The following is a 23,939-nucleotide window of genomic DNA, read 5'->3' as shown; positions in this document are numbered from 1 at the left end:
TAACAGGCATGGTTATCTTGGAAATAAACTGATTTAATCGCTTTCTCCCCTTATGAACCTATTGTAAGATTGCTTTTTTTGGAGCTGTCATGTATTCACTTCTTCGTCCATTGCTTTTTAAACTAGATGCTGAGAGAGCGCACCAGCTGGTGCTTTCTACCCTCCATTATTTACCGAAAAGCTGCTTTAAACAGCCGCAAAAAACAGTTATTAAGGCTATGGGCCTAGAGTTTCCTCATGCTGTTGGTTTAGCGGCAGGATTAGATAAAAACGGTGAGCATTTGGATGCTTTAAGCAAACTGGGATTTTCCTTCATCGAATTGGGGACAGTAACGCCTCGTGCGCAGGCAGGTAATCCTAAACCTCGTCTTTTTCGCCTGCCGCAGGCTGAAGCCATCATCAATCGCATGGGGTTTAACAATCTTGGTGTTGATGCCTTAATAGCGAATGTGGCTAAAGCTCGTTACAAAGGTATCTTGGGGATTAATATTGGTAAAAACAAAGAGACTCCCCTGACGAGCGCGGTTGAAGATTATCTTTATTGTTTACAGAAGGTGTACCAATACGCGTCCTATATCACTATCAATATTTCTTCACCTAACACGCCGGATTTGCGTTTATTGCAGCAAGATAAATTTTTCCGTGTACTGCTTGGCCAATTGTGTGAAGAGCAAAAACGTTTAGCCGATGAGCAACAACGCCTGGTTCCTTTAGTCATTAAATTATCACCCGATGAATCAGATGAGACATTAAAACAAATGGCTGACGTGATCCTCCAATATCAGGTAGCTGGCATTATAGCGACTAATACTACTTGTAGACGGGATACTGTCAGTGCGTTGGCTCATGGAAATGAAACAGGCGGATTAAGTGGTAAACCCCTTGCTGAGCGTTCAACCCAGTGTTTGCGTTTATTAAAGCAGGTAGTGGGCAATGAAGTAACCTTAATCGGTGTTGGTGGTATTGATAATAGCCAGGTGGCCCGTGAAAAACTGCAGGCTGGAGCTTCTTTATTGCAAGTGTATACAGGCCTCATATATAAAGGGCCTGATTTGATTGACACCTTGGCGAGAAATTTATAACAACCCTTATAAGTTCACCTTTAAACGGCTTGTTGTTTGAGTCGTTTTTTGACCCGATAAATTGGCAGTTTCCTCTAATTACGGTACAATTCGCCCCCTGAATGCCAACCCTAGCGCTTAGCCCATGCAAAAAAATACAATTGGTAAAACAGGCCTGCTTTATCGACGGTTACTGTCTTATGTTAAGCCTTTTTGGCCTATTCTTCTTCTTGGCATTTTTGCCAATATCTTGTATTCGGCTATTGATGCTGGCCTTACGTACATGATGCGGCCTTTTCTGGATAAAGGCTTTATTGATGTCGACATGACCTTTGTTAAGAAAATTCCTCTTATCATATTACTGGGGATTACAATCCGGGGCTTGGTAAGTTCTGCTGGCAGTTACTGTATGACCTGGGTTGCCCGCTCTGTGGTCAAAGTGCTTCGTCAGCGTGTTTTTGCGCATATTATTCGTCTGCCTGCTGACTATTATGATGAAGCTACTTCAGGACAACTATTATCTAAGATCCTCTACGATGTTGAGCAGGTAGCCCAAGTCAGTGCTGATGCATTGACTGACTTTGTCCAAAATACCTGTTTAGTGATAGGACTATTAACAGTGATGATGGTTATTTGCTGGCAACTGTCATTGATGTTTCTGCTGACTGTCCCTTTTGTGGGGCTCATTGTCAGTTACACTAATAAACGAGTGCGAAGAATTAGCCACAAAGTGCAAAAATCGATGGGAGAGGTGACTGAAATTGCTGGGGAAGCGATTGAAGGTTATCGGGTTGTAAGGATTTTTGGCGGCGAGAGCCACGAAGTGACCAAATTTAATCAAGCGACAGAAACGTCACGCAAAAATGATATGAAAGTAGCTGTAACCAAGGTAATGAATGTTGCCGGGGTACAATTTGTGATTGCTGTGGGGATTGCTTTAATCATTCTGGCTGCTATTAAGTTAGCAACCGTCATTACGATTACCGCTGGAGCTTTCCTGGCTATTATTGCTGCGATGTTCCAGCTTATCAAACCAATGAAAACACTCACGACACTCAATGCCGCGATTCAACGCGGATTGGCCGGAGCGGAGAGTGTTTTTAATTTATTGGATAAGGCTACTGAGCCTGATCAAGGTAAAAAAATAGCCCAGAAAGTGCGCGGTGATCTTGTGTTTGATAAAGTTAGTTTTGCATACCGTCGAGGCCAGCAGGTACTGCATGAGGTCAGTTTTAGCGTCGCTGCTGGTGAAACAGTCGCTTTGGTAGGTCATTCCGGTAGTGGTAAAACAACGATTGCCAGTTTAATTCCGCGTTTTTATGAGCTTAGCCAGGGTCGGATTTTGTTAGATGGAGAAAGCATTCAAGAGTTAACGTTAGCAAGCTTGCGAGAGCAAATTGCTTTAGTGAGTCAACACGTAACTTTGTTTAATGATACCATGGCTAACAATATTGCTTATGGTTGTTTTGATGTGAGCCGTGAACAAATTATTCATGCAGCCAAACTGGCTTTTGCCCATGAATTTATTGTTCGTTTACCCAGCGGTTACGATACCAAAATAGGGGAAAATGGGGTTCTTCTCTCAGGCGGGCAACGTCAGCGTTTAGCTATAGCGCGTGCCATACTAAAAGATGCCCCACTTTTAATTCTAGATGAAGCAACTTCGGCCTTAGATAGTGAATCAGAGCGTTATATTCAATCTGCACTGGAGCAAGTAATGAAAACAAGGACTACATTGGTTATTGCGCATCGATTGTCAACAATTAAACGAGCTAATAAAATTATCGTGATGAATCAAGGGCGGGTAGTTGAACAAGGCTCCCATCAGCAATTATTGGCCTTGGAAGGTCACTATGCTCAATTGTATCAACTGGGTATAGATAGTGCAGAAGAAGTTATTGGCTAATGTCACAATTTATCGAAAAACTATGGTATAAAAAGCATTTTTTTCGTTGGTTTTTATGGCCATTTGCCCTGCTTTACCAACTGGTTATTGCGACACGCCGAATCTTTTTACAATGTTTTTGGCAACAACAATTTTCTGTTCCTATTATTATCGTTGGTAATTTGACAGTAGGGGGAGTGGGAAAAACACCTCTGGTAATTGCCTTGGCAAAGGCGTTTCAGGCAAAAGGATTACGGGTTGGTATTGTTAGTCGTGGTTATGGCGCTACGATTACTCAATTTCCCCACGAGGTTTCTGCTAGCGATCAGGCAATTTTAGTTGGAGATGAACCTTTATTACTGGCCAGGAAAACGGGTTGTCCGGTAGTCATTGCTCCGAAGAGAGTAAAGGCAGTTCAATATCTGTTAGATAAGTATCAGAGTCAAATCATCATTAGTGACGATGGCTTGCAACATTATGCTATGGGGCGGGCGGTAGAAATTGTTGTGATTGATGGTCTGCGCCGATTAGGAAATGGCTTTTGTTTACCCGCAGGCCCATTGCGTGAAAATGTTAACCGCTTGCAGAAAAGTGATTTAATTGTAGTGAATGGGGGAGAGTGGCCAGGCGCTTATTCCATGGTTTTGCAACCAGGTGAATTAACTCATTTGTCCACTGGACGAAATGTACCTATTAGCGCCCTAGAGTTTCCTGTGGCGGCTGTTGCAGCCATTGGGCATCCACAACGATTTTTCGCTACCTTGCAGAATCTTGGAATTACTTTTAAAAAATATCCTTTTCCAGATCATCATCATTTTTTGAAAAATGAACTACAATTCACGGAAAAAGCAGTACTAATGACAGAAAAAGACGCCGTTAAATGCCAGGTTTTTGCCGATGATTCATGGTATTTTTTACCTGTAGAAGCTAAATTAAGCGACTCATTTTGGGAGGCGCTATGGTCCCATGAACACTTACAAGGTCATATTTGAGATGAAACGTACACAATTATCCAAGTTATTCGCCTGTTTTGCCTTATTGGCTACCAGTTACGTTGGCGCACAACCTATAGCCGAGACAGCAGTGAAACCGGAAGAAACGAAACAGGCACTTTCTTCCACTGCGCTACAAGCGGATTGGGTATTTTCTGGTATGGTGACTAATGAAAGTGGGGAACGCTACAACTATTATTTCCAAATGCAACGCGATAATAATCAATTCCATGCTATCGCAACCCTCATTGATGGGCAAACTCAAAAAGTATTGCTCTTTGAAGAGGCTATCACAACTATTGAACAACCTGCTGTCAGTAATTGGCAGGTAGGACGAGCTTTCCTCCAATTTAATCCCATTAACAACAGCTGGGTTTTCGGTGTAAAAACAAAGGCCCAAAAAGGATTCAATTTCAAGGTTGATATGTTAAAGCAGGCAGGAAATACACCCACTATTCAAGACTTGCGTTCTGGAATAGAGCTTTTAGTTAATCAAACTGGTCGTTTGAATGGACATCTACAAACGGGTGAGGATAGTAAAGAGCAATTTGTTACCGCCCAAAAGGCCTGGTTTAGGCAGATCTGGGTTAGTAAACCCCAGGAATCTCTCCATCCCTTCATTGGAATTTTATGCCAATTCAATGATGGTAGTGGTTTTTATTCAGTGAACTTACAGGAACCTGATGCTTTAAGAGGAGCTGTAGCGGGCTGGAGAAATATAGAAGGAAAAGCGGTGTCTATGTCACAATTTGTGACTTTGCAAGAAGAGAAAGAGGGCGTCTGGCATATTCGTATTGCTTCACCGAAAGTGCGTTTATCCTTGCAGAATGCATTAGCCGAGAATGATAACCAACATCAACTGATTGCTGGGTTGACGGATGGTATGATGCCCGGGTTTTGTACAATAAGTAAAGATAAAATTGGTCAGCAGCAACCTGGGGCAGAAGCAATTAATTAACGGTAAGTGTTCCGGGGGCTATGTATTTCGTCGTTGCGAGCCCTGTCGAAGTAATCCAGAACGATGCTCATTGGAGATGAACGGGATTGCTTCCCTTTGTTCGCTATGGCGACTGTTTTTTATCAGTTCTCAAAGAATCGTGTACCTCGTCAGCGCTCACAATTAACGTTCCTTTAACGACATAAAATGCCTTTTATGTCGATTAAGCTATTGTTATTTTAGGAAAAAAATCGGTTAACATTGAGCAAAGTCACTATTCCCATAAAGATAAAAAACACAGCGCTAATAGAGCGTACCAGTTTCAGCGATAGCTTATTAGTTGTCTTGCTTACAAGCATAATGGCTGGAACGTCGGCGATCAGCATCCCCAGCGTTGTTCCCATGACAACCATGAAAGGCGTTGCATAATGAGCAGTGAAAGCAATTGTGGCTAACTGTGTTTTATCTCCCATTTCAACCAGAAAAAAAGTGAAGAAAGTAACCCAGAAAACACCCATTTTACCTTTGATCATTGGTTGGTTTTCTTCTAGTTTATCGGGTACAAAGGCCCAGATTGCCATTGCAATAAAGGAGCCGGCGAGTATCCAACGTAATGTCGTATGATTGATAGTGGAAGCTAACCAGATGCCAGCAGCGGCTGCCAGACTGTGGTTGATTAAGGTAGCAAATAGAATACCTAAAATAAGCGGTATAGGTCGCTTAAAATGTGCTGCTAAGATTATGGCGAGTAATTGGGTCTTATCACCTATTTCCGCGAAGGCGATTGCACCAGTTGATACAAGTAAAGATTCCATTTGGTTTGCCTCAGCTGGTGATAGACAAATGACTACTAATCTTCTCACCAGCTTCAAGAAGATAGGTAGTCAAAAGTCTTGCTAGGCCTAAGCTGCTTACACCATGGTTTGTAACCAAGGATGTTGATGTAAGCCACCTCTAGGTGAGGTGCAGCTACTCCCTATTGACCCGCGCGATTTTAACACAAATTATTTATTATGCAAAAATTATTTTATTAGACTTCTTGTATACTCTGTGTTTTAGTGCAAGGCGTAAGCGTTTCGAGGAGCGAAGTTTACATGAAGTAAATGAGCAACCGAGAAACGCAGCAAAAGATACAGAGTATGCAAGAGGTCTATTGATAGTCCAGTTGTGAATCTTGTTTGGTATCTCTCATAAAAAGATAAACTATCAGTGAACAAGCAATACAAATCGTAACATACCAATAAAAACCGCTTTCTATCCCCTTGGATTTAAACCATAAAGCGATATATTCAGCTGTCCCACCAAATAGTGAAACCGTAATGGCATAAGGTAAACCGACACCAAGAGTGCGAATTTCTACAGGAAACAATTCAGCTTTAACTACGGCATTGATTGCCGTATAACCACTGACGATGGTTAAGGCAGCCATAATCAAGAGTAATGCTCCCCACCAGGTTTCAATGGTACTGAGTAGAGAAAGAATAGGTACTGTAAAAAGGGTGCCTAGTACACCAAATGCGATCAAAATCGGTCTTCGACCAACTCGGTCCGATAACGCCCCTATAACCGGCTGTAGTAACATGAAGACAAATAGACTTGCTGCCGAAATAAGTGTCGCTTCAATTTTACTCATTCCCACGCTATTCGTGAGAAATTTCTGCATGTAGGTACTATAAGTGTAGAAAGCCAGTGTGCCACCCATAGTTAAACCGACGACGAGAAGAATTTCTTTAGGATGACGCATTAAGGCAAATAATAAATTTTCTTTTTTTGTGGTTTGTTTCTGAGTGATAAAGGAGGTGGTTTCCTCCATCCCCTTCCGCAGATACAGCGCTACGATTGCTAGAAGTGCGCCTACCAGGAAAGGAATGCGCCAGCCCCAATTTTCTAACTGTTCTGTGGTAAGAAAAAACTGTTGTAGTACTATCAATAAAGATAAAGCAATTAATTGGCCTGCAATAAGTGTCACATATTGGAAACTGGAGAAAAACCCACGTCTTTCTCTTGTAGCCATTTCGCTTAAGTAAGTAGCCGAAGTGGCATATTCGCCACCTACCGAGATCCCCTGCAGCAAACGGGCTAAAACAAGTAGTATAGGTGCGAGCAGTCCAATGGTTTCATAACCAGGGGTCAATGCAATAATAAGTGAACCAACGCACATGAGTAATACAGAAGCCAACAGCGCTTTTTTACGCCCACAACGATCAGCATAGACTCCCATTAACCATCCGCCTATGGGGCGCATAAAAAAGCCAACTGCAAAAATGGCTGCCGTATTCATTAGCTGTGCTGTTAAATCGCCTTGAGGAAAAAAAGATTTAGCGAAATAAATTGAAAATGCGGCGTAGGCGTACCAATCATACCATTCTATTAAATTACCTATTGAACCACGAAAGATTGATTTAAGGCGGTCAGTGGTTTTAGGCTGCTCCACTGGTCTGGCTAACCGGTTAAGATCTTTCATGTTTCTTCTCGCTTCTTGAGAACAAGGTACGTTAATGTAGCAACAGCGCAGCGTAATACAGGTTAAAGATCTTGTAAACTCCCCCCGGCCTGGCGCTTCTTTTATCTTTTTAAATTTTGCTTTGTGGCTAATAATATTTGCTGCAATGCATTAGAGTTTCGGCGACTGGATTGACGTTTAGGACAATTAAATGGTTTACAAGATAGAGTTTATTTCTGCTACCTCTGCCCTGGAATTAAGTGCCCAGATTAGAGCCAACTGGGTCAAGTGCGATGAGGTAATAGACTCAAACGAGTTTATAGAGGCAACGGATCTGCAAGTTTATCTTGCTGCGAGAGTTAAGGAGAAACAAGTCGGACTTCTAAATCTTAAGTTCCCTTATTCTGCAAACGCTCATATTGGTTGGTTGGGCGTTTTGCCTGATTATCAAGGGCGGGGTGCCAGGACGTCACTGATGCACGCTGCTTATGTGTATGCAAAACAACAGCAGGTTCAAACAATGACGGTAGCCGTAGTTAGTCCAGACAAAGAAAATAATGAGTATTTAAAAAGCTATCAATTTTATGAAAAACACGGTTTTCAACCGCTGTTGAATGGGTCTTCTGAAGCGGGAATGGTTTATATGCTAAAACCATTAAGCAATCCTTTGTGCGATCTTGTTGCTCTGGAGAAAAATGCAAGATGGTTTGGTTTTGACTGGCCTAATCAAGCGATGATTATAGAGCAGATTATTAGTGAATGTGACGAGATCAAGGAGGCACTTGAACTACAGGAACCAAAAGAACGTATTCAAGAAGAAATAGGAGATTTATTACATAGCGTCCTGTCTTTATGTCTTTTTACCGGCTTTGAGCCAGAGCAAACGTTATTAAAAACAGTAGAAAAATTTTCGGCGCGTATGCAGGCTTTAAAAGCCATTACAAGAGAAAGAGGATTAGTAACTCTCAAAGGACAGCCAATCAAATTGCTGCTTATGCTCTGGGCTGAGGCTAAAACTCGAACCAAGGCATGCTGAGACTTGAGTATTGTACTTGTCTGGGCATATATTGGTTGACTTGAGAGATTTGAGACGATTATGCCGAGTTTTAATGAAATTGTGTGTGGGGAAGTAAATTTCAACGATATTTTGTCTAAACCATTAGAGAAAGCATTGGCAAATAGTGATTTTCAACTGCGACTACTTGAGGAAGGTGACACTGAAGTGGCTGAGGCTGATCTTTTAATGGAAGAGATTTTTCCACCAAGAGAAGTCGATGATTATAAACCCAGTCAACTATTAAGTTCTGTGGATAATGTTCTTTCCATTATTTGCTTGAAGGGTGGTGTGGTTATCGGCAGTATAACGGTTAGTTGTGTTGGGGGGGACGAGAAATATATGATTCTGCATTCATTAGGGGTGGACAAGGAATACCGGAATAAAAAGCTTGGCTCTGCCTTAATGCTGGTTGTGCATGATATCGCTTGTGAATTAGAGATTGATACCATCTCGTTAATCTCGTCAGACTATGGTAAACCATTTTATAGAAGCTTTAATTTTACTGAAATGGCGCACCAATCGTTTGAAATAACATTGCCTTTTGCAAAGAAAGTTATTGAGAAAAAAATAGCCGATTTTCACCGGATGAACCAAAAAGCGGTTGGTAGTGTAACAGCCGGATTAAATTTTTTTGATGGTGGTATTCAGAAGCAAGTTGAGCCATTAGCCAGCCAAAGTTTATCACCTACTTTCTATTAATAATTTGTTGTTTTTTCTGGTAAAAATAAAACGAGGCAGCTGGAAAGGACTAAGCTAATTGGGATAATAAGAAGAGCCGTTTGGTAGTTAGCAAGAGTATAGGTCTTGCCGGTATGATTGATACTGTCGAGTATATATCCAATGAATGGTTGCATAAGAGGTGCACTAAGCATGGCCAGTGTATTTGTAAAGCCCGTACAAGTAGAGAGGGAGTCAGCAGGAGCCAGTTCGTTAGCGATAGAAAATGCCAGCATATAAGCCCCACAACACAAGCCGATTAGAAACATTAACCAGCCGAGGGTCACCGCATTATCAAACGGCAGATAAAGGACGACACTTATCAAAAATGCTGTCGATAAACATGAACTTACCATAAGTGGTTTGCGGCGCTTAAAAAGGCTAGCCAACTTACCAAAAAGAGGGCAGCTCAGTCCAGCACCTAAAAAGATCATGGCGTCAATAAAACTGGCTTGTTTTAAACTGCAGGCAAGTTTTACCTGAATAAAAGGTACTGCCCACATGGCTCCAAAAACTGTGATAACGGTAAAACTTAAACCCACAAATAATCCATTGATCCACGCTTTCCCATTGCTTAAAATCCCTGACAGTTGTTTGCTATATTTGGGTAAAGAAAATGTTTCTTGCGAAGCAACAGGAATATATAACCAACACAGACAAGAAATAATCAGGCCTAAAAGTGCTGCACTGTTAATGAAACTTCGCCATCCCCACTCGCTAATCAAAGCGCCCAACCCTATCAAACCAAACATGGTGACCAGAAATCCCAAGGTTTCGGAAAGCCCAATCATGAAAGCAAATTGTTTGAGTGGAAAATGTTGTCTTAATAAGTGGGATAAACCAACAAAAGCAAAGGCTGAGCCGGCACCTATTAGAAGACGCCCAATAATTAGGCAAAACAGGCTGGTGCTTTGAGCGAAAAAAACACAACCAATGGTACAGAGGAGTGCATTGAGTGTGAGTAACAACCGGGTGTTTTTACGATCAAAAAGCATTCCCACAGGAATTTGCATGCTAGTATAAACATAATAAAAAGAACTGCTTAAAAGTCCTGCCTGCCACGCAGACAATTGCATATCATACATAATGGCACCAATAATGACCCCTGATGATAATTGCAAGAAAAATTGGAACAGAACAAAAGAAACACCAACAAGCCAGATAAGAGAGCGCTGTGTTGTTTTGGCAATGGGAATACTAATTGGAGTCATTGATTCATTAGGCTGTAAAAAAGAAGAGACTATACCCAATCGTCGTAGGAATGTGTAGATTTAAATGGCACTGTGTTTAACAAATACGGGATAAGTGCGCATAAATTCAGGTTATATAAGCCGTATCTAATTTGGTTTTCATTCGAGGTAAATGAGAGTAGCGATGGTTGGAGGAACTAATACAATAACAGTATTATGGGGATAAAATGAATTTACGCGATTTGCATTATTTTGTTGTATTGGCTGACGTTATGCATTTTGGCGAGGCTGCCAGGCGCTGCCATGTAAGTCAACCTACTTTGAGTATGCAGTTGAAAAAACTGGAAGAAGAGTTGGGCGTGCCACTTTTTGAACGGACTAACAAGCAAGTTATGTTAACTGACAGTGGACGTATGTTGCTTAGTCGAGCTCAACATATACTGACTCAGATTACTGAAATGAAAGAAATGGCACGTGCTGCCTCTGATCCTTATACAGGTGAGTTACGTTTAGGGGTTATCCCTACATTAGGACCTTATTTATTACCTCATGTCATGCCAGTGATTCAAGAGACCTTACCGAATTTACGCGTCTGGTTACTTGAAGAAAAAACCGATCGCTTAATTGCTAAATTGGCTGCAGGTCAATTGGATGCGGCTATAATGGCGACACCCGTGGAGGCTGAATTTAGCAAGCAAATTCTTTTTAATGAGCCCTTCTATTTTGCTTGCGCAGCTAATGTTGTATCCCCTGATAAAACTGAAATGCGAGTTGATGATTTGGCTAATCAGCCGGTAATGTTATTAGAAGAGGGTCATTGTTTACGTGAACAGGCAATGGCTGTATGCCAATTGGCAAAGACTGATGTTGTGCAGGCTGATTTTACTGCAACAAGTTTGGAAACTTTACGATTAATGGTACAAGCAGGGAGGGGTGTCACTCTGTTGCCTGCGTTATCTGTTTATAAGGTTGCGCCTAGTGATTTACAAATTATTCCTTTTGTCCAACCTGCACCGTTTCGTACTATTGCCTTATATTGGCGCACAGGTACTGCCAGACTTTCTTGCTTCGAAGCCTTGGCACGATTAATTAGTATCACTATCCAGAATTTATTAAAAGAAAAGCGGCCATAATTGTTCTTGTCTTTACTGCTTTCACGCAGCAGAGACAAGCTTTGAAGCTAAGCGAGCTGATGGACCTTAATCAGCATGCCAGCTTGTGGATGATCCAGATAATAAATCGCCCCGCCTTTCAGGCGTTGTTTTTGGGAAAAAACAAAAGCTGCTTGGCTGCTTGGTGCTGAAAATAGCAGTTCAGTGTCAAGTAAATAATAATTGGAACGGCGAATACGTAGAGTACCTTCTATTTGCCAGCCATCTTTTGTTGTTTTAGGTAACATGATCGGGCGCTGGTTATTTAAAGGCTGTAACCAGGTGTAATGTAAAAGCACTCTATATTGCGGTTTACGGTGCAAAGCCCAATATTCCTGCCGCAGTTGTGAAGACGAGACGGGCAATAAATGATACGGTGTCAGGGAGTTCTTGGCTTCCGTACTTAACGGAATGGCCTGAGAGGTATTTGCTGTGATGTTACTTGCCAGGGATAAATCATCAGGTAGAGAATAAGCACTCTGATGGGTAAAGACAATCAGGTCAACCTGATAAAAAGAGGCGGTTTTTTTTGCTTGTCCAACACAGGTAAATAAAAGCGTGATTATCAAAATGAATAGTCTAAGCATAATTTCTTCTTCTTTTTAGGGCTATGTAACTCTTAATGTACAGTTTATTGCTCATGATTATACACACCTCTTCTCTTTTATGTCACGATTAGAAGAAATGACGATACTGCACAACCAATCACTTATGGCTGGTAATTGCAGTGGTGAAATCCCTTTTTATAATGAAGTTCTTTATGGTAAAAAATCTTGCTGAAATCAAAAAATTAAGCGTTGCCTTCCAAGCGCCTGAGCAGGTAATTACTGCTGTAGATGCAGTAAGCTTTACTCTTAATCCTGGTGAAACACTGGCACTGCTTGGTGAGTCGGGTTGTGGTAAATCGTTAACCTCGCTCGCATTGATGCGTCTTTTACCAGTCAATGGTGTTTATGGCAAAACGAGTGAAATTAATGTTGAAAATACGGATTTACTGAACTTACCTGAATCTGTGATGAGAGGGTTGCGCGGACGACGGTTGGCTATGATCTTCCAGGAACCAATGACCGCACTAAATCCAGTGTTAACTATCGGACAGCAATTGGCCGAAGCGATATCCAAACAGCAAAAAATACCTAAAGAACAAATGGATGAGCGCTTGCTTGCTCTTCTTGACGAAGTTGAAATGCCCAAGCCTCATTTGCGGCTAAATCAGTATCCGCACCAATTATCGGGAGGCCAAAAACAACGGGTAGTAATCGCTATGGCTATAGCGAACAATCCGGAAATATTGATTGCAGATGAACCAACAACCGCACTTGATGTGACTATTCAGGCACAAATTTTGGCGTTATTAAAAAAACTACAAGGCCAACACCAGATGAGTCTGCTTTTAATCACCCATGATCTTGGTGTGGTAAAAGCAATGGCTGATAGAGTCTGTGTTATGTACGCAGGGCAAGTTGTGGAGCAAGCCACAGTCAGAGAATTTTTCTCGCAAGTGAAACACCCTTATTCCCAGCAATTACTTGCTGCTTTGCCATCTTTTAATAAGCGCCATTATCGTTTACAAACTATACCAGGCGCTGTGCCAACCTTAGATTGCCTTCCCAATGGTTGCCGTTTTCATCCCCGTTGCGCACATGCTTTTGGACCCTGTGATGCTCAGGAACCACAATTACAAACAATACAAAATCGGATAGTGCGTTGTCATTTATACCCGGATCTCGCTAAGCCGCCTGCTTTAGCTATTGAAGAAAGGAATTGGCAGCCTAAACCTAACCAAAGAACAGAAGAAATTCTACTGCGTGTCAACGAGTTAAGTGTTCATTTTTATACTAAACGGGGTATATTGAGACATAATAAAGAAGTGATCAAAGCAGTGGATGGCTTGTCTTTTGATTTATACAAGGGTAGAACTCTGGCCTTGGTAGGTGAGTCAGGATGCGGCAAAACAACAGTAAGTCGTGCTGTATTAAGATTACAACCTGTTACTGTTGGTGAGATAAGCTATCGTGATAAAAATATTAATACTATGCAAGGTCGTCACTTGCGAAATTACCGTAAACAGGTACAGATTATTTTTCAGGATCCTTTTTCTTCAATGAATCCCCGTATGACAGTGGGTGAGATTTTAGCTGAAGGAATGTTGGCTCAGGGTTTAGCTTCGACGATTATCAAGCGTAAGCAACAAACGTTGCTTGAACAAGTCAATTTACCCCGTAACAGTCTGCATCGTTATCCTCATCAATTTTCCGGTGGCCAACGGCAGCGGATTTGTATCGCCCGGGCATTGGCTACCGAACCTGAATTGTTAATTTGTGATGAGCCGACTAGTGCGCTTGATGTTTCTGTGCAGGCACAAATCCTGAATTTGCTTAAGGAATTACAGCAAGAGAGAGGCCTATCTTATTTATTTATTACTCACAATATGGCAGTTGTTTCTTATATTGCTGATGATGTGTTAGTCATGCGTGATGGCCGTGCGATTGAAAAAGGTCTTTGTGAACAAATCTTACAGCAACCGCAACAAGACTATACACGTCGATTATTAGCTAGTGTTCTAACAGTTTAAATGGAGCAATCCCTTTTACCACAGCATTGCTAAGGGATTGCTACCTAAGAGTCGGCTATTTTTGTAATAGCTGGCTAATAAATTGATCCAGCTCTGACAAGGCAATACGAGTGACTTCTCCCTTATTGCGTGCTTTATACTCTACTGCTTGCTGTTCCAGGTTGCGTTCGCTTACCACGAGGCGGTGTGGGATACCGATTAAATCATTATCAGCAAATAAAACGCCCGGACGCTCATTGCGATCATCAAGCAAAACATCAAGGCCTTGTGCACTGAGTTGTTGATAAAGGGATTCTGCTTTTTCTTTAACAAGCGCCGAGCGATGGCCATTAATGGGGACTATAACTAGTTGGAACGGGGCAATAGTTTGCGGCCAGACAATACCATGAGCATCATGGTGTTGTTCAATCGCGGCTGCAACAACACGAGTAATACCTAAGCCATAACATCCCATTAACATGGTTTGTAACTGGCCTTCTTCATTGATAACTGCAGCGTTCATGGCTTTCGCGTATTTATCACCGAGTTGGAATACATGCCCAACTTCAATACCACGGCAAGAATGGAGCGTCCCTTTACCATCGGGGCTTGAATCGCCTTTTTTGACATTACGTAGATCAAAAGCATCTTGATAGTGGGCATCTCGACCCCAGGCAGCATGCTTATAGTGCTTATCAGCTTGATTAGCGCCGCAGATGAAGGACGTTAATGCCAAGGCATGGTGATCAGCAATAACAGGAATAGTAAGACCAACAGGACCAAGAGAGCCTATAGGCGCTTTGAGTGCTGTTGCTATAGTTTGTTCATCAGCAAATCGAAGAGGTGATTTTAGCAAAGGATGTTTGCTGGCTTTTACTTCATTTAATTCGTCATCACCGCGCAATACCAGGGCAACCAAGGGATGTTCTTTACCTTCAACAATCAATGTTTTTACTGTTTGAGCAGTATCGACCTGTAAAAAATTGGCAACCTCCGTAATCGTTTTTTGCTCCGGTGTATCGACGAGCGTAATAATTTCTTCTGGCAACGCGGTTGCCTTTGGAGGAAGTAAGCTGGTTGCTTGTTCAATATTAGCCGCGTAGTTACTACCATCACTATAAAAAATCAAATCTTCACCAGAATCGGCTAATACCTGAAATTCATGTGATGCCGAACCACCAATTGCACCGGTATCTGCTTCGACTGCGCGATAGCGAAGACCAAGCCGATCAAAAATGCGACAATAAGCGTGGTACATTGCATCATAAGTACGTTGTAGACATGCCTGGCTTAAATGAAAGGAGTAAGAATCTTTCATAATAAATTCACGCGCACGCATAACACCAAAACGAGGTCTTATTTCATCGCGAAATTTAGTTTGAATTTGGTAGAGATTAATGGGCAATTGTTTATAAGATTGCAATTCATTTCTCATTAAATCAGTAATCACTTCTTCATGAGTTGGTCCAAAGCAATAGTCTCTTCCATTGCTATCACGCATTGTTAATAACAGGCCGCCAAAGGTATCCCAACGTCCTGTTTCCTGCCACAATTCAGCGGGTTGTACGGCAGGCATTAAGACTTCCATTGCATTAGCACGATTCATCTCTTCACGTACAATTTGTTCAACTTTACGTAAAACTTTTAAACCAAGCGGTAACCAAGTGTAAAGACCGGAGCCAAGTTTGCGGATCATGCCAGCTCGTAGCATAAGTTGATGTGAAACAATTTCAGCATCACTCGGTGTTTCTTTAAGGGTAGCTGATAGCCATTGAGACGCGCGCATGCCTGCTCCTGATCATATTAGTTTTAAAAAGAGAGTCATTATATACTTCACCAGTTATAAACAAAATAATTCCTTCGCGCTCAGGTGGAGAGAGAATGAACACAATTGCGCTTATTCAAACTTTTTGCAAGGTAGTGCAATGTCAAGGTTTGACCGCAGCGGCCAAACAGTTGGATATTTCTGCTGCGGCAGTGAGCAAGCAAATTAGCCTCCTGGAATCAGAGTTAGGTGTTACTTTATTGGAGCGAACAACACGCAAAATAACGCTAACCAGTGTAGGTGAATCTTATTACCGAGAGGTACAGGCAGTTTTACAAGCGTTGGAACAAGCCAATAGTGTGGTTGCCGCTTCACAAGCAGAGCCCAAAGGCCTGTTAAGAGTAAAAAGTTCACGTTTTTTTGCCGAGAATATTATTTTACCGCGCATGCCAGAGTTTCAGGTACACTATCCGCAGGTTGTTCTCGATTTACAAATTGCGGAGCAAGTACCCCATCTTTTAGAGGAAGGACTCGATATAGCATTTGGGATGTCTATGCAGGTCGCATCGAATTCAATACAAAAAAAAATTACCACTACCCGTTATGTGTTTTGCGCATCACCTGCTTATCTTGCAAATTTTGGTACTCCTGAAAAACCTATTCAATTGCAACAACATCATTATTTAACTCATAGTATGCGTCAGCCAAATAATAGTTGGACTTTTGCTTCAGGAGAGACTGTCTTTTTGGAGCCCTCGCTCTATTTAAATGATGCCGCAGCACTTTGTGATTGTGCTTGCCGTGGTATAGGGATTGTTGCCTTACACCATTATCAGGTAGCGAGGGCGCTGGAAAGAGGTGAGCTTGTCGAGCTTTTCCCAACCTATAAAATGCCTGTTATCCCTGTCTATCTTTTTTATCATCCAGCACGATTCATTCAGCCCAAAGTTCGTGTTTGGATAGAAGCAATGTCAAAACAGTTAAAGGATTTTATGTAGCCTGTGTATTTTGCTTGAAGTTTGAGAGATATTGGACAAGTAACGCCGGTAGTCAAGGTTGAGCTTCTTCTTGTGGAAATTAAAATAATTCATAAGCGAAACATAAGTTTCAGTGATTTTTACTTTAGAACGAATTCAGGAAACTACGTCAATTATACAATCAGCTCTGTTAGTCAGTTTTTTAGATAGAGCTATTTACTAGCGATGATAGAACGGACATTCCGCAGCATGAAAAAGCTAAAATTAGAATTATCCCCAAGGAATTATCGCATTAGTTAAATTGAGAAAAAGATCAAGCCGATATAAGAAAAAGATCACAGCCCACAAGAGAAGAATCAGGTACCCTTGTCTCCCAAAGACCTATTGGAGAGAAGGATGCTGAATCGAGATACAGTAAGTTCAGAGCAATTGGGGCATTTAGGACTTGTTGCAGCAACGATTAGAGAATTAGGGATAATAGAGAGAATTGATGCACGCCTTGAGTTAAATGAAAAAAAAGGAGGCGTGGTAAGCTATGGTCGTCGAGTAGCGGCGATGGTTATCAATGGGTTGGGTTTTATGAATAGCCGGTTGTATATGACGCCGCATTTTTTCCAAGATAAGCCTGTGGCTCAACTGCTTGGTTCAGAACTAGACGCGGCACACCTGAATGATGACAGTCTTGGTCGCTGCCTGGATAAAATCGCAGAATACGGTGTGACCAGGCTTTATTCGGAATTGGCTTTTGAGATTGCCCGAGAAAAAAATTTACTAAGCCAGAGACTGCATTTAGACAGTACAAGCTTTGTTCTTTACGGCCGCTATGACACAGAAGAGGCCGCGCCCGGGATTGCGCAACCAGACTACGGATATTCCAAAGCGAATCGCTCTGATCTAAAGCAAGTGATGCTGTCACTAGTACAAGGAGGAGCTGCGAATATCCCCTTATGGATGGAGGCCTTAGATGGGAATAGTAGTGATAAAACAAGTTTCCAAGAGACGGTTAGGAGGGTGCAAGCGTTTACACAAAGTATTCATGGGATGCCTGATGGCCTTTGTTTTGTGGTTGATGCCGCCTTTTATGTTCCAGAGCAGTTGGCAAGCCTCAATAACGTGTTTTGGATAACCCGAGTACCTGCACAGCTTAATGAAGCCAAAGTATTGTTGAACAAGCCTTGTGATGCTCTGACCTGGGAGCCGTTTGATGCAAACTATCGTGGAAGTGTTCATGAAACGGTTCTTTATGGTATTCCACAACGCTGGGTTTTGATTGAGTCGCAACAGGCGAGGTTGCGAGAGCTAAAGACTTTTCAGAGGCATTTGGATAAAAAATCTCAAGAGCTCATTAAATCCTTATGGCATCTTGGTCACCAGGTCTTTCAATGTCCTGACGATGCAAAGCAGGCATTAAAACCGCTCATCAAATCACTCAAATACCACCAAATTCATTATGAGATTCTACCTGTTGAACGCCATACAGGGAAAGGTCGCCCAAAACCTGGAGCTCAAAAAATGGTGATTGGATATCAAATACAAGCCTGTCTTTCTACCTGTCTGGAGAGGGTGGGTGCTAAAAAAGAAACACTGGGACGCTTTATTTTGGCCAGTAATCAATGTGATAGCTCGCTATTGAATAATCATGCCATGCTTCAACAATATAAAGAGCAATCCTGTGTCGAATCAAGCTTTAAATTCATGAAAAACAATGCCTTCGAACTGGACTCTTTCTTCCTTAAAACACCTGAGCGAATTACAGCCTTGATGATGGTAATGACGCTTTGTCTCATGGTGTACAATTTTGCTCAAGCTCACATCAGGCAATGCTTAAAGGAGCATGATGAAGCACTTCCCAATCAGCTGGGTAAGCCAGTACAAAATCCCACAATGAAATGGATTGCTGAGCTGATGAACGTGATAGCTGTTGTAACCATCCTGACAAACGATCAAAAACATCGTGTGGTAACTAATCTAAAACCAGTACATCAACAAATCATTTCTTATTTTGGTCAGTATGCTCTTGAAATCTATGGACTTGCCGCAGAATCTGCGCGTGGCACAGGCTTCTCCTGCCTGGCTATTGAACAGAATAATTATAAAAATCGTTTATCTTGGTGCGAAACGTAGGATAGAAAGGTGAAAAGAACACGATTACCGATAATCAATGTATTATGCGAGAAAGGTTGTATTTTCGGGAACATTATGTGTGCCGTGCATAAAGCACGGCAGATTGGGAGCTAGGAAACCGTATTTTCTGTGTCAACAGTAATAGGCGTTTTTTTGGCTTTCTCCAGTACGCTTCTCATTTTTTCACTAAGCATATTATTCTGATCTGCCCCATCTAGGTGGGTCAATGCGTGTGAATAGTCATTAAAATTAACTTTACCACTTGTAACATCATAGTTTGCACCAATCATGGCGATATTGTCCTGATCAATCATCAATCTTAAGATTTCACTATCCTTGTATATTTGCTGCAAGGTATTAGCAATATTGAATTCAGTCACATGATTTACAAACTCAGTATTTTTGCTTGTACGATTATTTATAGTTTCTCTTTCTGCTGCGACAGCGGGTTGAATTTTGCTCAACAATTGCGTGATATGGCCTTTTTCAACCCCATCACAAGCTGCTTGAATAGCGCCACATCGCGTGTGGCCCAAGACAACGATTAATTTTGCACCCACAACGTTACATGCATATTCAATGCTGGCTAACACATCGTCATTAACCACATTCCCAGCTACGCGTATACAGAATAAATCACCGAAGCTCATATCAAAAATGGTTTCTACCGGTACGCGGGAATCGATGCAACCCAAAACCACTGCAATAGGATGTTGTGTTTCAGCGGTGTATTTAATATCGGTTTTAAGACTACGGTGGATACGCGTATCGTGCAGGAAACGTTGGTTACCTTCACGCAATATGTTAAGTACTTGAGGCGGTTCTAAAGTGGCTAAGACGTCGTAAGTAGTGACATTGATGAAATCAACATAATTATGAATGTCGTAATGATCTTTAAAGCCTATCAGGTTTAAAGCGATTTGTTTTAATGGTGCTTGCTCTTGTTGAAACTCTTTAAGTAATTCGACAATTTCTTTATCAATGTAGTTTGTGTAACGCGCATCGATAATTAATTGGGAGTTTCTTGGAATGGAATCAAGCTCAGCAATTAGGGATGCTTTATTCAAGAAAGTAATTTGTTGTGGCAACATAAGGCGGTTGGTTACACCTGTTGGGTATATTTCTTTGATAATATCCAGTCGGGCTTGGCTGTTAGATTTTAAGATATAAAAGAGGCTGATTGCCAAACCGATAAGAATACCTGCCAATAAATTAAATGAAACAATACTGATGACCGTTGCAATAAAAGGAATAAACCTATCCATACCATGCTGGTAAATGGTGGTGTAAATAGACGGCTTCGTTAATTTATAACCTGTGAAGATTAAAATGGCTGCCAACGAGGATAAAGGGATCTTATTCAGCCAGGTTGAAATAAACACGACGGCAAGAAGAAGAAAAACACCATGTAACACGGCTGACATCTTGGTTTTAGCGCCGGCTTGAATGTTAACCGATGTACGGACAATAACGGAAGTGAGAGGAATACCTCCAATTAAACCGGCAGTAAGATTGCCAAATCCCTGAGCGATTAACTCTTGATCCTTGGAACAGTAACGCCGTTTCTTATCGAGTTTTTCACCTGCTTTAACATTAAGCAAGCTTTCTAATGAAGCAACAATAGCGATGATACACGCGTATAAATAAATTTTTGGATTAGTCCATGCCGACCAACGAGGGAATTCCAGTTCACTAAAAAAATCGCCAAATCCATCTTGTTGCGGTATGTTAACCAGATGCGGGTTGTTTTGGGCAAAGGGTGAGCCGGTTATAAGGAATAGCTCATTAATTAAAATCCCGGCAACCACAACGACAATCGGCGCAGGGATACCTCGTAGCCATTTAATTTTTGTTTTTTCAGCATAAATTAAAATGGCTAAAGAGATGAGTGAAATAATCGCAGCGCCTGTATTGATATGCGATGGTAAATCATAAAGTGGGTTTAAAGTCAGACTTTCAGTGGTTTCTAATAGGTGTAATTTTAGTTCTTTTAGATCGGTAGAGAGCGAAAAAGCCAAGGGAAGTTGTTTAATAATCAGCAAAATACCGATAGCACACAATAACCCTTGTACTACATTGGAAGGGATATAATCAGCAACAAAACCTGCACGCAGACTGCCTACAATCAGCTGTAGAAATCCTGCCAGCACCAATGCTAAAAGAAATGTATTGAAATCACCTAATTGAGAAATAGCGGCAAGAACGACGGCTGCCATTCCGGCGGCGGGACCGCTGACGCTAACTTGAGAGCCACTAAGTGCACCAACAATAATCCCCCCAACAATACCACTTAAAATACCGGAGAATAATGGTGCGCCGGAAGCCAGAGCAATTCCCAAACAGAGTGGAATAGCAACCAGAAATACAACAATAGCTGCTATAAAATCATATTTTAGCGAGCGATGCCTATAAATACGGAATTTTCGGATATTTGTGGCTAGTATTTCATTCATCTTTATTTATACCCTGGTTTCAGTTCATTGGTAAATCAGGTTGTTCAATTATTGTTTCTTTACAATAAAGATAAATATCTTAACTTTTATGTGATTGCTTTGCTAGTTTTTTATGCAAAAATAAAATTCCTTATCCAAATTTGTATAAATTTCTAGCATTCCTCTTCAAGAGATAACAATTCTTCTTCAGCAAAAATCGTCTCACTTGCGTTAGTATTAGCAAGGAGCAATTGATTTTCAAGCGTTTTAAATTGCCAAAGATCCTGATCCATTAATTGACTCGGTTTGATGCTTTGTAAAGCATGTAAAATATTACTAGGGACTTTAGGGTTTTCTTCCGCTAATTGATCAATAAGCCTGCCAATGCGCTTGCGAGCAAGATTTTCCTGTGAGCCGCATAAAGTACAGGGAATAATTGGATAAGCTTGTTCTTGTGCAAACGTAATGATGTCGCGTTCTTGTACATAACAAAGGGGACGAATAACAATATGTTTTTTATTATCACTAAGTAGTTTGGGGGGCATGGAACGTACATCACCATTGTAAAGAATGGACATCATAAGTGTACGAATCAAATCATCGCGGTGGTGTCCCAAGGCAATTTTATTAAAACCGTGTTCTTCTGCATAACGATAAATTATTCCGCGTCGTAATCTTGAGCAAAGTGAACAGTAGGTTTTACCCTCAGGTATTTTCTCTTTAACAATACTATAGGTATCACGAGTTAGGATCTCGTAAGGAATGTTTCTTTCCTTTAGCCAGGCATGCAATTTACTATCATCCCAACCCGGTTGGGCTTGATCTAAAGTAAAGGCAAACAGCTCAAACTTATTATTTGAACGACGTCGAAGAGTGTGAAGCAAAGTTAATAAGCTAAAGGAATCTTTACCGCCAGATAAGCATACCATCACTCGGTCACCACGCTGGATCATATTAAAATCGGCAATGGCTTTACCGGTGTAATGCAATAGTTTTTTTTCAACGGCAGAAGGAGTAGCAGACATAGTTACAACCTAAGGTAATAAAAACGGATCAAAATATTGGCAGCGATTCTATCATATTACTTAGGGTCTGTTGACATTTTCTACTAGCTTGGCCGAAAAGATTGATTTCCTGTGCTTCGTTACTCATTGACTACTGTGTAAACTGTGCTGTGATGCGTGTAAATCAATGCTCTTGACTCATGGCGGTGCAATGTTAGCAGACCTGGTCATATACTGATGTTTACGCTTGTATTTTACTCGGTAGTGGCTTTTGCTTTTGAGACTGCCGGGTTTTGTGGTGGAAAGTTTGCAATACGAGCGGTCGTTAACCAGGAGTTAACTTCTTCCAAATCGTTAACATTTAAGGTGCCAGCAAGGTACTTTAAATTTAGCATTGCATTGATTAAATTATATTGATCGCTGGCCAGTTGTTCTTGAGCTTCAAAAAGTTTTTGTTGCGCGTTCACCACGTCCACCATCGTGCGCGTTCCAACCTGAAATTGCGCTTCGGTACTTTCTAAAGAGTTTTGCTGAGAGATAATGGTTTGTCTGTCTGCTTTTACTTTAGAGATACCATCAATAATAGTATTGAAAGCAATACGGCTATTGACCACAACATCTCGATACGTTTGTTCTAATTGTTGACTTGAGGTTTGAAAATCGTATTGTGCCTGTCGAGTTTGAGATTCTACTAAGCCCCCCTGAAAGACAGGGAAATTTAAAGCGATAGCAACGTTAGCGGTACCTTGGCGAGCGGGAACGAAAAAAGAACTACTACCGCCGCTGTTATGAGTTTGTGTTGCGGTACCTTGCAATGCAAAAGTAGGCCAATTACCTGCAGATTGTGCCTTGATATTATCACGCGATGATTCCAGGCTATATTTGGCGGCATAAAGTTTATAATTTTGTTTGAGTCCGGTATTAACCCATTCATCGACATTATCCGGTTCGGGTTTGATAAGAGGGATACGGCTATCCCTTAATGGTGCCAGGATTTCATAAACGTGATTGGTTAACTTACGCAAATTCTCGTTTTGGTTAATTTGGTTATTTTTGGCTGAAATAACTTCCGCTACGGATTGATCATAAGCCGCCTTTGCTTCATAGACGGAAGTAATTGCATCTAAACCCACTTTGAAACGTTGTTCTGCTTGCTCAAATTGGCGTTTGTTAGCGCGTTTTTTTGCTTCAGCAAAATTTAACGTATCTTTAGCGAGCAAAACCTGAAAATAAGCGCTTGCCGTACGCAAAATCAAATCTTGGGCTGCATTATTAAAATTGGCTTGTGCTGCTTTAACAGATGCTTTTGCCTGTTGCACAAGAGCCCACGCCTGATAGTTAAACATGGCCTGTGAAGCACTCACTGACCATAGATTGTTATTGTAAGTCGTTTCGAGGGCTGTACCAGAGGCGATAACATTCTGAACGCTACGTCCGGTCTGTGCAGATACTGTCAGTTGAGGAAACAGTGCTGCACGAGCCTGAGGTATAGCTTCCGTACTCGACATGTAGGTGCTATAGGCTTGCTTGAAAGTAGGATCATTTTCTAGCGCCTGCTGATAAATATCCATTAGATCTGTAGCGTGTGACCAGGAAGGTAAACCGAGACCTAATAGCAGGCACAATAACGTTTTTTTCATACAAGCTTGT

The 23,939-nt window shown here is 41.4% G+C and carries 18 protein-coding genes and 1 riboswitch; of the genes, 10 read left to right on the top strand and 8 right to left on the bottom strand.

Going from position 1 to position 23,939, the window contains the following annotated elements:
• The first annotated feature begins 89 nt into the window (after positions 1-89).
• From DYC89_RS10905 to DYC89_RS10890, 4 genes are all read left to right on the top strand, one after another.
• Positions 90-1,082, top strand: a complete 993-nt coding sequence (locus DYC89_RS10905) for a quinone-dependent dihydroorotate dehydrogenase (protein ID WP_115221808.1) — start codon at positions 90-92, stop codon at positions 1,080-1,082.
• Between the two features lie 124 nt (positions 1,083-1,206).
• Entirely contained in the window at positions 1,207-2,967 is a 1,761-nt protein-coding gene (gene msbA / locus DYC89_RS10900) for a lipid A export permease/ATP-binding protein MsbA (RefSeq protein ID WP_115221807.1), read from the top strand.
• Positions 2,967-3,938 carry a tetraacyldisaccharide 4'-kinase gene (lpxK, locus tag DYC89_RS10895; protein WP_115221806.1) on the top strand — a complete coding sequence of 324 codons (972 nt, stop codon included), beginning with the start codon at positions 2,967-2,969 and terminating at the stop codon, positions 3,936-3,938. Before msbA ends, lpxK begins: the two co-directional genes overlap by 1 nt.
• Position 3,939: 1 nt before the next feature.
• Positions 3,940-4,896, top strand: coding sequence for a hypothetical protein (locus DYC89_RS10890; RefSeq protein WP_115221805.1), 957 nt, complete (start codon positions 3,940-3,942; stop codon positions 4,894-4,896).
• A gap of 218 nt (positions 4,897-5,114) precedes the next feature.
• On the opposite strand, the gene DYC89_RS10885 is transcribed toward DYC89_RS10890, so the two are convergent.
• The gene (locus DYC89_RS10885; protein ID WP_115221804.1) at positions 5,115-5,690 is read right to left on the bottom strand and encodes a TMEM165/GDT1 family protein; all 576 of its coding nucleotides are present in this window, start codon (positions 5,688-5,690) and stop codon (positions 5,115-5,117) included.
• A gap of 9 nt (positions 5,691-5,699) precedes the next feature.
• Positions 5,700-5,865, bottom strand: a riboswitch (yybP-ykoY riboswitch).
• Between the two features lie 160 nt (positions 5,866-6,025).
• The gene (locus DYC89_RS10880) at positions 6,026-7,339 is read right to left on the bottom strand and encodes an MFS transporter (RefSeq protein ID WP_115221803.1); all 1,314 of its coding nucleotides are present in this window, start codon (positions 7,337-7,339) and stop codon (positions 6,026-6,028) included.
• 190 nt (positions 7,340-7,529) lie between these two features.
• Between DYC89_RS10880 and DYC89_RS10875 the strand changes: the two genes are divergently transcribed.
• Together DYC89_RS10875 and DYC89_RS10870 are read left to right on the top strand one after the other, a co-directional pair.
• Positions 7,530-8,354: a GNAT family N-acetyltransferase gene (locus DYC89_RS10875; protein WP_115221802.1), complete on the top strand. Its 825-nt coding sequence runs from the start codon at positions 7,530-7,532 to the stop codon at positions 8,352-8,354.
• Between the two features lie 60 nt (positions 8,355-8,414).
• The gene (locus DYC89_RS10870; RefSeq protein ID WP_115221801.1) at positions 8,415-9,074 is read left to right on the top strand and encodes a GNAT family N-acetyltransferase; all 660 of its coding nucleotides are present in this window, start codon (positions 8,415-8,417) and stop codon (positions 9,072-9,074) included.
• Here the strand turns inward: DYC89_RS10870 and DYC89_RS10865 are convergent.
• A complete protein-coding gene (locus DYC89_RS10865) occupies positions 9,071-10,303 on the bottom strand; it encodes an MFS transporter (RefSeq protein ID WP_115221800.1) in 1,233 nt (410 codons plus the stop codon). The genes DYC89_RS10870 and DYC89_RS10865 overlap by 4 nt on opposite strands.
• 206 nt (positions 10,304-10,509) lie before the next feature.
• On the opposite strand from DYC89_RS10865, the gene DYC89_RS10860 reads away from it, so the two are divergent.
• Positions 10,510-11,415: a LysR substrate-binding domain-containing protein gene (locus DYC89_RS10860; RefSeq protein WP_115221799.1), complete on the top strand. Its 906-nt coding sequence runs from the start codon at positions 10,510-10,512 to the stop codon at positions 11,413-11,415.
• A gap of 47 nt (positions 11,416-11,462) precedes the next feature.
• Here DYC89_RS10860 and DYC89_RS10855 read toward each other — a convergent pair whose 3' ends face one another.
• Positions 11,463-12,020, bottom strand: a complete 558-nt coding sequence (locus DYC89_RS10855) for a CsiV family protein (protein ID WP_115221798.1) — start codon at positions 12,018-12,020, stop codon at positions 11,463-11,465.
• Between the two features lie 173 nt (positions 12,021-12,193).
• On the opposite strand from DYC89_RS10855, the gene DYC89_RS10850 reads away from it, so the two are divergent.
• Entirely contained in the window at positions 12,194-14,008 is a 1,815-nt protein-coding gene (locus DYC89_RS10850; protein ID WP_115221797.1) for an ABC transporter ATP-binding protein, read from the top strand.
• A 55-nt stretch (positions 14,009-14,063) separates the two neighbouring features.
• Here DYC89_RS10850 and DYC89_RS10845 read toward each other — a convergent pair whose 3' ends face one another.
• Complete coding sequence (locus DYC89_RS10845; protein ID WP_115221796.1) at positions 14,064-15,773, bottom strand: proline--tRNA ligase; 1,710 nt, start codon at positions 15,771-15,773, stop codon at positions 14,064-14,066.
• Positions 15,774-15,868: 95 nt separating this feature from the next.
• Between DYC89_RS10845 and DYC89_RS10840 the strand changes: the two genes are divergently transcribed.
• Together DYC89_RS10840 and DYC89_RS10835 are read left to right on the top strand one after the other, a co-directional pair.
• Entirely contained in the window at positions 15,869-16,750 is an 882-nt protein-coding gene (locus DYC89_RS10840; RefSeq protein WP_115221795.1) for a LysR family transcriptional regulator, read from the top strand.
• 375 nt (positions 16,751-17,125) lie between these two features.
• Positions 17,126-18,853, top strand: a complete 1,728-nt coding sequence (locus DYC89_RS10835; RefSeq protein ID WP_115220201.1) for an IS1634 family transposase — start codon at positions 17,126-17,128, stop codon at positions 18,851-18,853.
• Positions 18,854-18,963: 110 nt separating this feature from the next.
• Here the strand turns inward: DYC89_RS10835 and DYC89_RS10830 are convergent, their stop codons facing one another.
• From DYC89_RS10830 to DYC89_RS10820, 3 genes are all read right to left on the bottom strand, one after another.
• Positions 18,964-21,306, bottom strand: a complete 2,343-nt coding sequence (locus tag DYC89_RS10830) for a bifunctional SulP family inorganic anion transporter/carbonic anhydrase (protein WP_115221794.1) — start codon at positions 21,304-21,306, stop codon at positions 18,964-18,966.
• A gap of 152 nt (positions 21,307-21,458) precedes the next feature.
• Entirely contained in the window at positions 21,459-22,310 is an 852-nt protein-coding gene (gene ttcA, locus DYC89_RS10825) for a tRNA 2-thiocytidine(32) synthetase TtcA (protein WP_058443306.1), read from the bottom strand.
• A 233-nt stretch (positions 22,311-22,543) separates the two neighbouring features.
• Positions 22,544-23,929: a TolC family outer membrane protein gene (locus DYC89_RS10820; protein WP_115221793.1), complete on the bottom strand. Its 1,386-nt coding sequence runs from the start codon at positions 23,927-23,929 to the stop codon at positions 22,544-22,546.
• Positions 23,930-23,939 lie beyond the last annotated feature (10 nt).

This window comes from Legionella donaldsonii (assembly GCF_900452385.1).
Taxonomy (GTDB): domain Bacteria; phylum Pseudomonadota; class Gammaproteobacteria; order Legionellales; family Legionellaceae; genus Tatlockia; species Tatlockia donaldsonii.
Note: the sequence above shows the minus strand (reverse complement) of the source record. Positions and strands in the feature narration are given on the sequence as shown.

Coding starts and splice junctions, on each gene's coding strand:
- DYC89_RS10855 (WP_115221798.1), bottom strand. CDS start 12,020: ATGCTTAGACTATTCATTTTGATAATCACGCTTTTATTTACCTGTGTT.
- DYC89_RS10890 (WP_115221805.1), top strand. CDS start 3,940: ATGAAACGTACACAATTATCCAAGTTATTCGCCTGTTTTGCCTTATTG.
- DYC89_RS10875 (WP_115221802.1), top strand. CDS start 7,530: ATGGTTTACAAGATAGAGTTTATTTCTGCTACCTCTGCCCTGGAATTA.
- DYC89_RS10870 (WP_115221801.1), top strand. CDS start 8,415: ATGCCGAGTTTTAATGAAATTGTGTGTGGGGAAGTAAATTTCAACGAT.
- ttcA (WP_058443306.1), bottom strand. CDS start 22,310: ATGTCTGCTACTCCTTCTGCCGTTGAAAAAAAACTATTGCATTACACC.
- DYC89_RS10835 (WP_115220201.1), top strand. CDS start 17,126: ATGCTGAATCGAGATACAGTAAGTTCAGAGCAATTGGGGCATTTAGGA.
- DYC89_RS10885 (WP_115221804.1), bottom strand. CDS start 5,690: ATGGAATCTTTACTTGTATCAACTGGTGCAATCGCCTTCGCGGAAATA.
- DYC89_RS10850 (WP_115221797.1), top strand. CDS start 12,194: ATGGTAAAAAATCTTGCTGAAATCAAAAAATTAAGCGTTGCCTTCCAA.
- DYC89_RS10820 (WP_115221793.1), bottom strand. CDS start 23,929: ATGAAAAAAACGTTATTGTGCCTGCTATTAGGTCTCGGTTTACCTTCC.
- DYC89_RS10840 (WP_115221795.1), top strand. CDS start 15,869: ATGAACACAATTGCGCTTATTCAAACTTTTTGCAAGGTAGTGCAATGT.
- msbA (WP_115221807.1), top strand. CDS start 1,207: ATGCAAAAAAATACAATTGGTAAAACAGGCCTGCTTTATCGACGGTTA.
- DYC89_RS10845 (WP_115221796.1), bottom strand. CDS start 15,773: ATGCGCGCGTCTCAATGGCTATCAGCTACCCTTAAAGAAACACCGAGT.
- DYC89_RS10830 (WP_115221794.1), bottom strand. CDS start 21,306: ATGAATGAAATACTAGCCACAAATATCCGAAAATTCCGTATTTATAGG.
- DYC89_RS10860 (WP_115221799.1), top strand. CDS start 10,510: ATGAATTTACGCGATTTGCATTATTTTGTTGTATTGGCTGACGTTATG.
- DYC89_RS10880 (WP_115221803.1), bottom strand. CDS start 7,339: ATGAAAGATCTTAACCGGTTAGCCAGACCAGTGGAGCAGCCTAAAACC.
- lpxK (WP_115221806.1), top strand. CDS start 2,967: ATGTCACAATTTATCGAAAAACTATGGTATAAAAAGCATTTTTTTCGT.
- DYC89_RS10905 (WP_115221808.1), top strand. CDS start 90: ATGTATTCACTTCTTCGTCCATTGCTTTTTAAACTAGATGCTGAGAGA.
- DYC89_RS10865 (WP_115221800.1), bottom strand. CDS start 10,303: ATGACTCCAATTAGTATTCCCATTGCCAAAACAACACAGCGCTCTCTT.